The organism is Xanthomonas sp. XNM01, assembly GCF_014851915.1.
Taxonomy (GTDB): Bacteria; Pseudomonadota; Gammaproteobacteria; order Xanthomonadales; family Xanthomonadaceae; genus Pseudoxanthomonas.
This window is the reverse complement of the sequence record NZ_JACVAP010000006.1, coordinates 112,207-125,092: the sequence shown is the minus strand read 5'-3', so window position 1 is coordinate 125,092 and position 12,886 is coordinate 112,207. Positions and strand designations below refer to the sequence as shown.

Here is a 12,886-nt window from a genome sequence, read left to right as displayed (position 1 = left end):
GCGATGCGCCGGTCAGTAACTGGCTGGGTTGCTGCTGAACGTGACGGGGACCGTGATCGTGGCCTGGCCCCCATTGACGAGGTCCACGTTCACGGTGACCTGGTTGGCACCTGCAGCGCCGCCGCTCGCCGCGCTGCAGGTGCTGCCCGCGCTGGCACTGCAGCTCCAGGCGCCGGACAGCGTCGCGCCCGCCGGCAGGGTGTCGCTGACCAGCGCACCCACGACCGGATCGGGGCCGGCATTGCTCACCTGCAGCGTGTAGGACGCACTGCCTCCGGGCGTATAGGTGCCGCTTCCGTCGGTCTTGGTGATCGACAGATCGGCCTGACGCGTGCGGTTGACGATGCGGCAGACCAGCGTCAGCGGTTGCGGCGCCAGTGCGGGCGCGGCAAGAGTGAAGGTGTTGCCGTTTCCGCTGCTGACCACGTTGCCGTTCTGGTCGGCGCACGACCACGAGCTGACATAGCGCGCCAGGGTCGTTCCCGATGCGGCGCTTTCGGCCATCACGTAGCTGCCGCCAGGCACGGTGATCACCGCTGCGGTGCTGCCGTTGTTGCCGACATTGCTGGCGGAGGACACCGTGGTGCCGTTGTAGGTGACGGCCAGATTGAATCGTCCGGTATCGGAGGTCGGCTGCAGCTCCTTCACCAGCTGCAAGGTCGCCGCGCACGCCTGCGCGATGCCCTCGACGGTGAACACCGCCTGGCCGATGCGGATGCCGAGCAGCCCGAGCACGTTGTCGACCACGCCGCCGAGCAGGGTGGTCAGGATCGGCGCGACCAGGGCGTTGACCTGGGTGCGGATCGGCGTCAACAGCGTCGACACCAGCGTGTTGACGAGGTCCGCCACCGGCAGCGGCAACGGCAGCGCACCGAGCAGCGCGACCGTGGGGTTGCCGCTGGTGACCTGGATCTCCAGCGAGTTGATCAGCGTGGAGACCATGGTGGACGCGCTGACCGTGCCCGCACTGAGCGTGCGTGTCTGCGGAAACGGGCCAGTGAAGTTGACGGTCTGCAGCGGTGGCGTGGCGGTCGCGAACGCACGCACGCTGACGGTCAGTGGCACGCTGATGTCCGCCACGTTGATGTTGAGCAGCGTCGACACGCGCACCGAGAGGGTCAGTGAGGTCAATGCCGCGGACGACAGCGCGCTCTCGGTCAGCACCGTGTTGCGGTTGAAGAACGTCGCATCGCTGATCTGGCCGACGTACAGGTTCACCAGGCCGGGACGCGCCTGCAGCGTCACCGCGCTGCCCACCAGGTTGACCGCCTGGATGGTGCCCTCGGCACGGGCCACGTCCGCATACACCTGCAGGTGCAGCACGCTGGCGCTGAGGCTGTTCACGTTGACCTTGGCCAGGCCCAGCACATTGAGGTTGGTGAGCAGGCTGGTCAGTGCGGCCAGGTTGAGCCCCTGCACCAGGTCGAGATCGAGCTTGGTGCGGATCGCCGCGCTGTGGAATGCGGTACCGGTGGGGCCGCACACGTAGACCGGCCGCTCCACCACCTGCAGCCACAGGCGCACGTTGGCGATGCCGGTCAGGCCCAGCGCCGCGGTGTTCACCGTGATCGGCGTCGGTGTGGTGAGCACGTTGGAGTAGTTGTAGAGCTGCACGCCGCCGGTCAGCAGGTCCAGCACGTTCAGGCGGATGTTCGTCAGCGATCCGGTCGGCAGCTGGATCTGCAGCAGATCGGCCAGACGGATCGTCCCGCTCGCACCCGATGCGCCCAACGGCAAGGCGTTCAGCACGTTCGCCGCGGCGGTCTGCCCGTCGGCCTGCAGCACCGAAACCATCGCCGCACGGAAGGTCCCGAGCGCGATGCTGCTGTTGAGCACCTGGCTGGGATCGCTGACCACCACGCCGCTGTTGAGCCGGGTGATCAGTGCATTCAGGTTGATGTTGGCGCCGGCCAGGTGGTTCCAGTCGACCGCGGTGAGCGTGACATTGGTGCCCGGCAGCAGCGCTCCGAACAACAGGTTGAGGACCGGGCTCTGGCTGCTGTCCACCGACACCAGCCGTGGACCGGCGCTCACACAGGCGGCCGACGTGCACGCGCTCTGCGCCGCGGCTGAACCGTTGAACATCGTCCATGCGCACAGCATCACGAGCAGCAGCGCGCACCAGCGACGTGATGGAGTCTGTATCCGGTCCGCCTCGTGCATGCCGTCCCCCGCGCTCATCCGAGCGTCGCCGCATCGCGATGGCGGAAGACTCCACCATCCGTGGTGTGTCGGCCGGAGGCGCGGTGGCTGCGTCGATCCGGCTCTGCGGCGAATAAAGCCGCACGCCCGGATCGCGTCAAATGAAGTCGGCGCGAAGTCGGGTTATTCTTGCTGTCGGGTGCCGAATGTGTGCAGAAGCGAACGCAGTTCCCATCATGCGTCGCAAGCGATTCTGTACATCCCCGAAAAGTATTGCTCGCAGGGAAGTATCACTTACCACTCGAACGGAACGAGGTGAGCGAATGGTGACGATGAGTGATCGCATCAGGAAAGCACGGGTCACGGCCGGCCTGTCGCAGACGCAGCTGGCACTGGAGACCGGCGTATGCCGCAGTGCCGTCGCCCAATGGGAACGTGAAGGGGGCACCTGCCCCAGCGTGCAGAACCTGGCACGCATCGCCGTGGTGACCCGGGTCCACTTTGAATGGCTGGCCACCGGCCGCGGACCGGGGCGCCCCGCTGGCGGCGCGGACCTGTCGCCCCCGGCACCGCCCCCGCAACCCGAACAGCCGACGCAGGAAGAACAAATCCTGTCGCTGCTGCGGCGCATGCCACCGCGAAAACGCCAGGTCGCGCACGCCATCATCGAGATGCTGAACGCCTGAATACAGGCGGTCGTGGAGCGTGCAGACGCGCATCGAAGGCGACCGTGGTCCCTGACGGGATCACGGTCGCGTGGTGCGGCTGCAGCGAGTTCAGGCCTGCGGCAGATCGAACACCAGCACCTCGGCACCATCGCCGGCCTCGATCAGCACCGACGCCTCGTCGCGATACAGCAATGCATCACCGGCCGCGAGCGCACGTCCATTCACCGCCGCGTGGCCGCGGGCGAGATGCACATAGGCCAGGCGGCCAGGCGCCAGCGCCAGTTCGGCGCGTTCATCGCCATCGAACAGGCCCGCGTACATCCGGGCGTCCTGATGGATGCGCACCGACCCGTCCCGACCATCGGGGCTGACCACCAGACGCAGGCGGCCGCGCTTTTCGCTGTCGTCGAAGCGGGTCTGCTCGTAACCGGGTTCGATCCCGGTGCGCTCGGGAATGATCCAGATCTGCAGGAAGTGCGTGGCGCCGGTCTGGCTGTGGTTGAACTCCGAGTGGGTCACACCGGTGCCGGCGCTCATCCGCTGCACCTCGCCAGGCTCGATGGTCTGCACATGCCCCATCGAGTCCTTGTGCGCCAGCGCGCCGTCGAGCACGTAGCTGATGATTTCCATGTCGCGGTGACCGTGGGTCCCGAAACCCTGGCCGGCGGCGACGCGGTCCTCGTTGATCACCCGCAGCGGGCCCCAGTGCACGTGATCGGGGTCGTAGTACTCGGCGAAGGAAAAACTGTGCCAGGAATCGAGCCAGCCGTGGTTGGCATGGCCGCGCGCGGCGGCAGGACGCAGGGTGATCACAGGGCACCTCCTTGGGTGGCGGGAGAAAGGGGGGATTGGCGCGAACGGCGCCAGGCATCAATGCTGAAGTCGCCTGCGCCATGCGCGGCCAGCAGCAGCAGGCCACCGCCAACGGCGACGTTCTTCATCAGGTGGATGAACTGGTTGGTGTCGGCCAGGTCGGCATGGAACAGCACGCCGGCGGCGACCGAAAACGCAGCCAGCGACAACGCGGCGCTGCGGGTGAACCCGCCGGCCAGCACGGCCAGACCGGCGCCGACCTCCAGCAGGATCACCAGCGGCAGCAGGACGGGCGGCACGCCCATGGCGTCCATGTACTGCTGGGTGCCGGCGTAGGCGCCGAGCTTGCTCCAGCCGGAGGCGATGAAGATCGAGGACAGGCCGATACGGCCCAGCAGCGCATACAGGTGGCTCATGACGTCTCTCCGTCCGGGGCGGGACTCGCGTGTTGCGGCTCGAACAGGCGCCCTGCGATGGCGAGCATGATGATTCAGCACACAAACGAGATAAATAGCCAAAATAACGAACTATCGTTCTATTTTAACCACAAAGCGCGGCGGGTTGCCGCGCCGTTGCAGGGACACGCCACCCGTGCAACGCGCTGTCCGCCACGCCGCCCTGCCCGCCCCGCCCGCGGCGGCGCACACTGGCGGCCCTCTCGCTTCTTCCTTCTGGCGACGCCATGGACGCCCTGCTGCACCTGATCGAGCACTACGGTCTCTGGGTGGTCCTGTTCGCCGTGCTGGCCGATCAGGGCGGCCTGCCGGTTCCGGCGGTGCCGGTCCTAGTGGTCGCCGGCGCGATGACGGCGCAGGCCGGCGAGCCGGTCTGGCCGCTGCTCGCCGTGGCCGTCGCCGCCTCGCTGGTGGCCGACGGGCTCTGGTATGCAGCCGGGCGCCGTTACGGCAGCGTGCTGCTGCGGCTGATGTGCCGATTGTCGCTGTCGCCGGATTCATGCTCGGGCAGCGCACGCGGCATCTATGCGCGCTGGGGCGCGCCATCGCTGATCGTGGCCAAGTTCATCCCCGGCTTCGCCGCACTGGCGACGGTGATGGCCGGCCAGATGCGCACCGGCGCGTTCCGCTTCGCCTTCCACGACGGCCTCGGCGCCCTGCTCTGGGCAGGCACCGCGGTGACCCTGGGCGTGGTGTTCGACGACGCCGTCGGCGAGCTGTTGCTGGAGCTGGAATCGCTGGGGCGGATCGGCCTGGGGCTGCTGCTGGCCGCGCTGGCCGGCTTCATCGCCTGGAAGCTCTGGCAGCGGCAGCGCTTCCTGCGCTTGCTGCGGATGGCGCGCATCTCGGTGGACGAACTGCAGCAGCGTTTCGAGGACGGCCGGACCCCGCAGGTGCTGGACGTGCGCCCGGCGCAGCAGCGCGACGCCTCCGGATGGATTCCCGGCGCGGTGCTGATGGCCGAGCTGGGCACGCTGGCATTCGATCCCGAGCAGGACGTGGTGGTCTACTGCGACTGCCCCGACGAGGCCTCGGCCGCATGGTTGGCGCGGCAGCTGCATGCGCGTGGCTTCCGCAACGTGCGCCCGCTCACGGGCGGTTTCGAAGCCTGGCATGCGCGTGGCCTGCCGGTCGCGCGCATGGAGCAGGCCGCGGTCGCGCGCGCCACGGCGATCGACGCACGCTGAGCGCGCGTGCCGTACCGGCTCAGCCGGCCAGCATCGCCTCGACCACGCTGCGCGGAGGCAGCGACCAGTCGATGGCTGCCTGCCCGCGCTGCTCCAGCCAGGCATTGGCGGCGCCGAAGTGGCCGCAGCCGAGGAAGCCGCGATGCGCCGAGAGCGGCGAGGGGTGCGGCGCCTTCAGCACCCGGTGCCTGCGCGGATCGATGACCTTGCCCTTGGCCTGCGCGTAGCTGCCCCAGAGCAGGAACACCACCCCTTCGCGCTCGCGCGCCAGGGTCTCGATCGCGTGGTCGGTGAAGCCTTCCCAGCCCTTGCCCTGATGCGCGCCCGCACGCCCTTCTTCCACGGTCAGCACCGCGTTGAGCAGCAGCACGCCCTGCTGCGCCCACGGCAGCAGGCAGCCATGATCGGGGCGGCCGATGCCGAGGTCGCTTTCGATTTCCTTGTAGATGTTCTGCAGCGACGGCGGCACCGGTACGCCCGGCAGGACCGAAAAGCACAGACCATGCGCCTGGCGCGGCCCGTGGTACGGGTCCTGGCCCAGGATCACCACCTTGACCGCGTCGAACGGGGTGGCGTCGAACGCGGAAAAGATGCGCGGGCCGGGTGGGTAGATGCGTGCGCCGGCGGCATGCCGTTCGCGCAGGAAGGCCGACAGCTGCTGCATCTCCGGCCGCAACAGCCAGTCGCCGATGCGCGCCTTCCACGATGGCTCCAGGCGGATCCGCTCTTCGCCCGCGCTCATGCGGTCGCCCGTCCGGCGCCATCCAGACGCGCCAGGCGCAGCTGGAACAGCACCTTGGTGATCAGCAGACGCTCCTCGATCGGCTTCTGCACCAGATCGTTGGCACCGGCCCTGAGCAGGTCGGACTGGTTGCGGCGGTTGGCGTCGCCGGTCATCACCAGCACCGGCAGGCGGCGCTTGCCGTACGCGAAATCGATGCGGATCCGCTCGACCACGTCGCGTCCGCTCAGTTCGCCCTTCAGGGTCACGTCGGTCAGCACCAGATCGATCCGCTGCGGCGTGCGACCCAGCGACTCGGCGGTCAGCAGCGCGAACGCCTCCTCGGCGCTGAGCACGTGGATCACCCGCAGTTGCTGGCGCTCGAGCATGCGCTTGGTCGCCTCGGCCACCACGCGGCTGTCCTCGACATACAGCACGGTCGCACCGGCGATCGGCTGCGGCTGCACGTAGCCACGGATGAATTCGGCCAGCGCCTCGTGCCCCAGCGCCTTGTCGAAGTAATCGGTGACGTACTCGGTGAAGCGCCGCTCGACCAGGTGCTGCTGCGCATCGCCGGACACCACGATCACCGGCACATAGGCCTGGCCGGAGGCCTCGCGCACGCCGCGCGCCAGCTCCAGGCCATCGCCATCGGGCAGGGACAGCGCGGTGGTGACCAGGTCGACGCCGCCGGCGTCCAGCGCCTCGCGCGCCTCGGCGATGCTGGAGCAGCCGACCACCTCCACATCCGGCAGCTCGCGCTGCAGGACGTCGGCGATCAGCTTGCGCACCAGCCTGGAGCCGTCGACCACCATGACCCGCGGCGCATCGCTGATCAGGAACTTGAGCTCTTGCGCGGGCATCAGGTCTCCGTCGGCCGTGTCTGTCGCAGGAAATGCCCGGCCACCGCCCAGGCGCCGAGCCAGCCCAGCACGACCGTGCCGAGCAGGACGAAGCTGGAGTGGAACAGGTCCAGTCCCTTCAACGCGAACTGGCTGCCATAGCTGGCGCTCAGCGCGGCCAGCGGCTCGCGCAGCGCGGTGCCCGCCGCGGCCAGCAGGGCCAGCGCGAGCAGCCCGGCCCCGAATCCGTACCAGGCCCCCAGGTACAGGAACGGCCTGCGGATGAAGCCATCGCTGGCGCCGAGCAGCTGCAGGACGCCGATCTCCTCGCGCCGCGACTGGATGTCCAGCCGCACCGTATTGCCGACCACCAGCACAGCCCCCAGGCCGAGCAGGGCAGACAGCACCTGCACCACGCGCTGGCCGAACTGCAGCCAGTTGTCCAGGCGCTGGCGCCACAGGGCATCGTGCTGGACCAGGTCGGCCTCCGGCAATGCCTCCAGGCTGGCCGCCAGGCGCGCATCGTCATCGCCCTGCGGCGTGACCACCAGCAGCGTGGGCAACGGATTCTCACCGAGCGCGTCGAGCGCATCGCCCAGCCCGCTGCTCTCGCGGAAGCCGGCCAGCGCCTGCTCGGGCGTGCGCAGCTCGACCGCCGCCACGTCGCCGCGGCTGCGCAGCGTGGTGGCCAGGCGCTCGGCCGCGGCCGGCGCGACCTCCAGTTTCAGGAACAGGTTGATCTCGCGCGACTGCTGCACGCTGCCGGCGAAATGGCGCAGGTTGTCCATCACGATCGACAACCCCAGCGGCAGGGCCAGGGCCACGCCCATCACCGCCACCGTCAGCAGCGTGGCCCACGGCTTGCGCAGCGCGCGGCCCAGGCTGAAGGCGATGCTGTGCAGATGCTGGTCGAACCAGACGCGCAGGCGCGACGGCGCCGAGGCGATGCTGCGGCTGTTCATTCGGCCAGGTCCTCCGGCGAGATGTCGTCGACCAGGCGGCCGTGATCGAGGATCAGCACCCGCATCCGCATCCGCCGGATCAGCGGCAGGTCGTGGCTGACCACCAGCACGCTGGTGCCACGGGCGGGCAGCTCGGCGAACAGGGACATGATCTCGCCCGACAGCGTCGGGTCGAGGTTGCCGGTGGGTTCGTCGGCCACCAGCAGCGCCGGCTCGGCCACGATCGCGCGGGCGATGCCGACGCGTTGCTGCTCGCCGGCCGACAGCTGCGACGGCAGCGCCCTCTCGCGATGCCCCAGGCCCATCCGTTCCAGCACCGAACGCACACGCTTGCCGATCTCGGCCCGATGGGTGCCACGCAGGATCAGCGGCAGCGCGACGTTCTCGCCGATGCTGCGGTCGTGCAGCAGGCGATGGTCCTGGTAGACCACGCCGACCTCGCGCCGGTGCAGGGCGACCTTGCCGCCGCGCACGCGCTGCAGGTTGCGCTCGCCGAACAGCACGGCGCCGCGGCTGGGCCGCTCGGACAGGTGGATCAGCTTCAGCAGCGTGCTCTTGCCGGCACCGGAATGGCCGGTGACGAACAGCATCTCGCCCTGCGTCACGGTGAAGCTGACATCGGTCAGCGCCTCGTGGCCACCCGGATACTGCTTGCTGACGTTCTCGAATCGCAGGACGCTCATGCGCCGATTATGCAGGCGCACCCTGCGCGGCGCGACAGGCGATGACACGGACGGTGGTCGCGCGTGCACGAACGGCATGCCGGCCGCACGAATGCGGTCGCATGCCTGTCATGGCACGTCAGCTGGCAGCGCAGAACGGCCGCCAGCGTCCATCGCGGGCATCCCGCCGGCACGCGGCAGGACGGCTGCGCTTCAGTGCCCCGAAACGAGCGAGCGCAGCTTGCGGCCGAGACGGGCCAGGAACGATCCGCCGGTACCGGCCGACGCCGCAGGTGCCTGCTTGGCGGGCGCAACCTTGTGTGCCGGCACGTTGCCCGGACCGGCCTGCTCCTGCCCGGCCGCCGGAGCGGCGCCATCGACCGGCTTGCCGCGACGACGGCGACGCCGCTTGCGCGGTGCGCGCTCGCCGTCGGCCGCCGCCTCCACCGCCGGCGCAGCCGGTTTCGGCACCGGCGCGACGGCATCGGCCGCCTGCGGCGGCACCGCAGCGCCGGCCTCGGTCGCCTCGCCCGGTGCCGGACGCGGCTTGCGGCGCGGACGCTCGCCATCGGTGCGGCGTTCGCCACGGCCACGGCCGCCGGGGCCACCGCTGCTGCCGCTGCGACGACCGCCGCCACGCTTTTCCTCCTCGGCCGCACGCTGGGCGCGGGCCTCGCGGAAGATCTCGCCGACGCTCTCTTCGGCGTCGTCGCCCTCCTCGCCTTCCACGCGCACGCGCTCCGGGCGCGGCAGCGCGGTCAGCAGTTCGGCAGTGACCGGCTCGGACGGGATCTTCTGCTCGATGTAGGCCTCGATGTCCGGCAGGCCCATCGCGTAGCGCTCGCAGGCGAAGCTGATCGCGTCGCCCTCGGCGCCCAGGCGCGCGGTGCGGCCGATGCGGTGTACGTAGTCCTCGGCGTCGAACGGCAGGTCGTAGTTGTAGACGTGCGAGACGCCATCGATGTGCAGGCCGCGGGCGGCCACGTCGGTGGCCACCAGCAGTTCGAGCTGGCCGGCCTGGAACTTGCGCAGCAGGGTCTCGCGCTTCTTCTGCGGCACATCGCCGGAGAGCACGCCGACCCGGTAGCCGGCCTTCTCCAGCGCGCGCGCGACGCGCTCGACGAAGGCCTTGGTGTTGACGAACACCATCGTGCGCGCGCCTTCGCTGCGCGACAGCAGGCCCAGCAGCAGCGGGATCTTCTCGTCGTCGGCCGGGTAGTACAGCCGCTGGCGCACGCGTGCGGCGGTGATGGTCTCGGCCTCGACGACCAGCTTCTCCGGCTCGTTCATGTGCTCGTAGGCCAGCTCCAGCACGCGGTGGCTGAGGGTGGCCGAGAACAGCAGGGTCTGGCGGGTGCCGCGCTCGGGCATGCGCCGCAGCAGGAAGCGGATGTCCTTGATGAAGCCCAGGTCGAACATGCGGTCGGCTTCGTCCAGCACGCAGATCTCGCAGGCATGCAGCGACACCACCTTGTGCTGCTTGACGTAGTCGATCAGCCGGCCCGGGGTGGCGATGATCACGTCCACGCCCTTCTGCAGCAGTTCGCGCTGCTTGTCGTAGTCGACGCCGCCGTAGACCAGGGCGAAGCGCAGGCCCAGGTCGGCACCGAACTTGACCGCGTCCTTGTGGATCTGGATCGCCAGTTCGCGGGTCGGGGCCAGGATCAGCGCACGCGGATCCTCCAGCTTGCGGTCGGCCAGCGCCGGGCGGGTCAGCAGGCGGTTGATCACCGCGACCAGGAACGCCAGCGTCTTGCCGGTGCCGGTCTGGGCCTGCCCGGCGACATCGCCGCCGGGCAGCGCCACGGGCAGGGTCAGCGCCTGGATCGGCGTGCAGCGGGTGAAGCCTGCGCCCTCCAGCCCCGCGAGCAGGGTCGGGTGCAGGTCGAACGAGGAAAAGGTCACATCGGTCAGCGGTTTGTCGCTCATCATCCAGTCTTCTTGATGGCCACCACCGCGGGACACGGGCGCTGGCCTTGCATCGGTTTCCCGGCCGCAGCACACTGCGCGCGGCGCCGGGTCGTGCGGTCGTCGGCGGGGTCCCAACCCCTCTTGACTTATCCGCGGAACGCCCCAGTTTAACCCAATGCGCGGGCTGCCCCGCCGTCCGTGCACGAGCAACCCCACGGAGACAGCAAGTGAACGACAAGGTGATGCACGTCGGCGACGCCGATTTCGACGCCGCCGTGCTGCAGTCCAGCGAGCCGGTCCTGGTCGACTTCTGGGCCGAATGGTGCGGTCCCTGCAAGATGATCGCCCCGGTTCTGGACGATCTGGCCGACGCCTACGACGGCAAGCTCAAGGTCGCCAAGGTGAACGTGGACGAGAACCGCGCGCTGGCGATCAAGTACCACGTGCGCTCGATCCCGATGCTGCTCCTGTTCAAGGACGGCCAGGTCCAGGCGACCCAGGTCGGCGCCGTCGGCAAGGGCCAGCTGACCCAGATGATCGACAAGGGCCTGGCAGCCGCCTGAGCCCCGGCCGGACGGCCCTCGCGCCGTCCCAGCGCCGCCTGAACCGCCGCCACACTCCGCTTGCCGCCAGCCGCGGCGCGATGATAGTGTCGCGTGGATCCGGTTCGCCACCGCGGCCGCACCTGCCTGGATCCGCTTCTCCGGAATCCCGGTTTTTCCTACCCACGAGTCCATCCGCCCGTTCTGGGCGCTCGCATCTTCCAGCGAGGAATCGCAGTCTTGTCCGAGAACACCCTGCCTGAAGCGACCGGGAGCGACGACGCACCCGCCGAGAAGCGCGTGCGCAAACAGCGCGCCCCGAAGACGTCTCCGGAAACCGTCGCCACCGACACCCCGCCCGCAGCGCCTGCACCGGCCGCGCCCGCCTCCACCCAGGCGGCGCCAGCGCCCGGCGCTGATGCCCCCCCGCCCGCCCCTTCCGCCGAATCCGGCAATGCCGGCGGCGGCCAGCCGTCCGGCCAGGATGGCGAACAGCGCGACCGCGAAGGCGGCAACCGCCAGAACCGCCGCGAGCGCTTCCGCAACCGCCGCGACCGCGAGCGCGGTGGCCGCCGCGACGATGGCGGCATGCAGGACGACGGCGGCCATCAGCAGCCGCACGTCGCCCGCCCGCATCCGAGCGTGCCCGAAGGTTTCCCGCAGTACTCGCTCGGCGACCTGAAGCGGATGCCGGCGCACAAGCTGCTGGAGATCGCCGAGCAGCTGCAGATCCATGAAGGCGTGGCCCGCGCCCGCAAGCAGGACGTGATCTTCGCCCTGCTCAAGGTGCTGACCCGCCACGGCGAAGGCGTCGCCGCCGACGGCGTGCTGGAAATCCTGCCGGACGGCTTCGGCTTCCTGCGCGCGGCCGAGGCCAGCTACCTGGCCGGCCCGGACGACACCTACATCTCGCCCAGCCAGATCCGCCGCTTCAACCTGCGCACCGGCGACCACATCTCCGGCCGCATCCGCTGGCCCAAGGACGGCGAGCGCTACTTCGCGCTGAACATCGTCGACACGATCAACGGCGAGCCGCTGGAAGCGAGCAAGGGCAAGGTGCTGTTCGAGAACCTGACGCCCCTGTTCCCGCGCAAGCGCTTCCGCCTGGAGCGCGGCGACGGCTCGACCGAGGACATCACCGGCCGCATCCTCGACCTGATCGCCCCGCAGGGCAAGGGCCAGCGCGCCCTGATCGTCTCCCAGCCCAAGGCCGGCAAGACGATGATGCTGCAGCAGGTGGCCTCGGCGATCACCGGCAACCATCCGGACGTGCACCTGATCGTGCTGCTGATCGACGAGCGTCCGGAAGAAGTGACCGAAATGCAGCGCACGGTGCGCGGCGAGGTCATCTCCTCGACCTTCGACGAGCCGGCCGCGCGCCACGTGCAGGTCGCCGAAATGGTGATCGAGCGGGCCAAGCGCCTGGTCGAGCACAAGAAGGACGTGGTGATCCTGCTCGACTCGATCACCCGCCTGGCCCGCGCCTACAACAACGTCGTGCCCAGCTCCGGCAAGGTGCTGACCGGCGGTGTCGACGCCAACGCGCTGCATCGCCCGAAGCGGTTCTTCGGCGCGGCCCGCAACGTCGAGGAAGGCGGCTCGCTGACCATCATCGCCACCGCGCTGATCGACACCGGCAGCAAGATGGACGAGGTGATCTACGAGGAGTTCAAGGGCACCGGCAACTCCGAAGTGCACCTGAGCCGCCGCATCGGCGAGAAGCGCGTGTACCCGGCGATCGACATCAACCGCTCGGGCACCCGCCGCGAGGACCTGCTGATCGAGCCGGACCTGCTGCAGAAGATCTGGATCCTGCGCAAGCTGCTGCATCCGATGGACGAGATCGGCGCGATGGAGTTCATGCTCGACAAGATGAAGAACACCAAGTCCAACGACGAGTTCTTCGGCTCGATGCGGCGCTGACCCGGAACGCATTCCGGCAGCACCACACGAAAGGCCCCGCCAGCGCGCGGGGCCTTTT

At 69.4% G+C, this 12,886-nt stretch carries 12 protein-coding genes; 4 read left to right on the top strand and 8 right to left on the bottom strand.

Going from position 1 to position 12,886, the window contains the following annotated elements; all coding sequences use genetic code 11:
- Positions 1–12 precede the first annotated feature (12 nt).
- Positions 13–2,034, bottom strand: coding sequence for a DUF11 domain-containing protein (locus IB242_RS20875; protein WP_192282929.1), 2,022 nt, complete (start codon positions 2,032–2,034; stop codon positions 13–15).
- Positions 2,035–2,474: 440 nt separating this feature from the next.
- On the opposite strand from IB242_RS20875, the gene IB242_RS18345 reads away from it, so the two are divergent.
- Complete coding sequence (locus IB242_RS18345; RefSeq protein ID WP_192282927.1) at positions 2,475–2,828, top strand: helix-turn-helix transcriptional regulator; 354 nt, start codon at positions 2,475–2,477, stop codon at positions 2,826–2,828.
- Between the two features lie 90 nt (positions 2,829–2,918).
- On the opposite strand, the gene IB242_RS18340 is transcribed toward IB242_RS18345, so the two are convergent.
- Both IB242_RS18340 and IB242_RS18335 read right to left on the bottom strand, forming a co-directional pair.
- On the bottom strand, positions 2,919–3,623 hold the full coding sequence (locus tag IB242_RS18340) for a pirin family protein (protein WP_192282925.1): 705 nt from the start codon (positions 3,621–3,623) through the stop codon (positions 2,919–2,921).
- Entirely contained in the window at positions 3,620–4,039 is a 420-nt protein-coding gene (locus tag IB242_RS18335) for a DoxX family protein (RefSeq protein WP_192282923.1), read from the bottom strand. The genes IB242_RS18340 and IB242_RS18335 overlap by 4 nt, the downstream gene beginning before the upstream one ends.
- A 266-nt stretch (positions 4,040–4,305) precedes the next feature.
- On the opposite strand from IB242_RS18335, the gene IB242_RS18330 reads away from it, so the two are divergent.
- The gene (locus tag IB242_RS18330; RefSeq protein WP_192282921.1) at positions 4,306–5,265 is read left to right on the top strand and encodes a rhodanese-like domain-containing protein; all 960 of its coding nucleotides are present in this window, start codon (positions 4,306–4,308) and stop codon (positions 5,263–5,265) included.
- A 19-nt stretch (positions 5,266–5,284) separates the two neighbouring features.
- On the opposite strand, the gene ung is transcribed toward IB242_RS18330, so the two are convergent.
- The 5 genes from ung to rhlB form a co-directional block, all read right to left on the bottom strand.
- Positions 5,285–6,007: a uracil-DNA glycosylase gene (gene ung / locus IB242_RS18325; RefSeq protein ID WP_192282919.1), complete on the bottom strand. Its 723-nt coding sequence runs from the start codon at positions 6,005–6,007 to the stop codon at positions 5,285–5,287.
- A complete protein-coding gene (locus IB242_RS18320; RefSeq protein ID WP_192282917.1) occupies positions 6,004–6,849 on the bottom strand; it encodes a response regulator in 846 nt (281 codons plus the stop codon). Before IB242_RS18320 ends, ung begins: the two co-directional genes overlap by 4 nt.
- A complete protein-coding gene (gene ftsX, locus IB242_RS18315; protein WP_192282915.1) occupies positions 6,849–7,790 on the bottom strand; it encodes a permease-like cell division protein FtsX in 942 nt (313 codons plus the stop codon). The genes IB242_RS18320 and ftsX overlap by 1 nt, the downstream gene beginning before the upstream one ends.
- The gene (gene ftsE / locus IB242_RS18310; RefSeq protein ID WP_192282913.1) at positions 7,787–8,473 is read right to left on the bottom strand and encodes a cell division ATP-binding protein FtsE; all 687 of its coding nucleotides are present in this window, start codon (positions 8,471–8,473) and stop codon (positions 7,787–7,789) included. Before ftsE ends, ftsX begins: the two co-directional genes overlap by 4 nt.
- 192 nt (positions 8,474–8,665) lie before the next feature.
- Positions 8,666–10,381: an ATP-dependent RNA helicase RhlB gene (gene rhlB, locus IB242_RS18305; RefSeq protein WP_192282911.1), complete on the bottom strand. Its 1,716-nt coding sequence runs from the start codon at positions 10,379–10,381 to the stop codon at positions 8,666–8,668.
- Positions 10,382–10,590: 209 nt separating this feature from the next.
- Here rhlB and trxA point away from each other — a divergent pair, with 209 nt between their 5' ends.
- Positions 10,591–10,926: a thioredoxin TrxA gene (gene trxA / locus IB242_RS18300; protein WP_192282909.1), complete on the top strand. Its 336-nt coding sequence runs from the start codon at positions 10,591–10,593 to the stop codon at positions 10,924–10,926.
- Between the two features lie 219 nt (positions 10,927–11,145).
- Entirely contained in the window at positions 11,146–12,828 is a 1,683-nt protein-coding gene (gene rho, locus IB242_RS18295) for a transcription termination factor Rho (protein ID WP_192282907.1), read from the top strand.
- Positions 12,829–12,886: the final 58 nt, after the last annotated feature.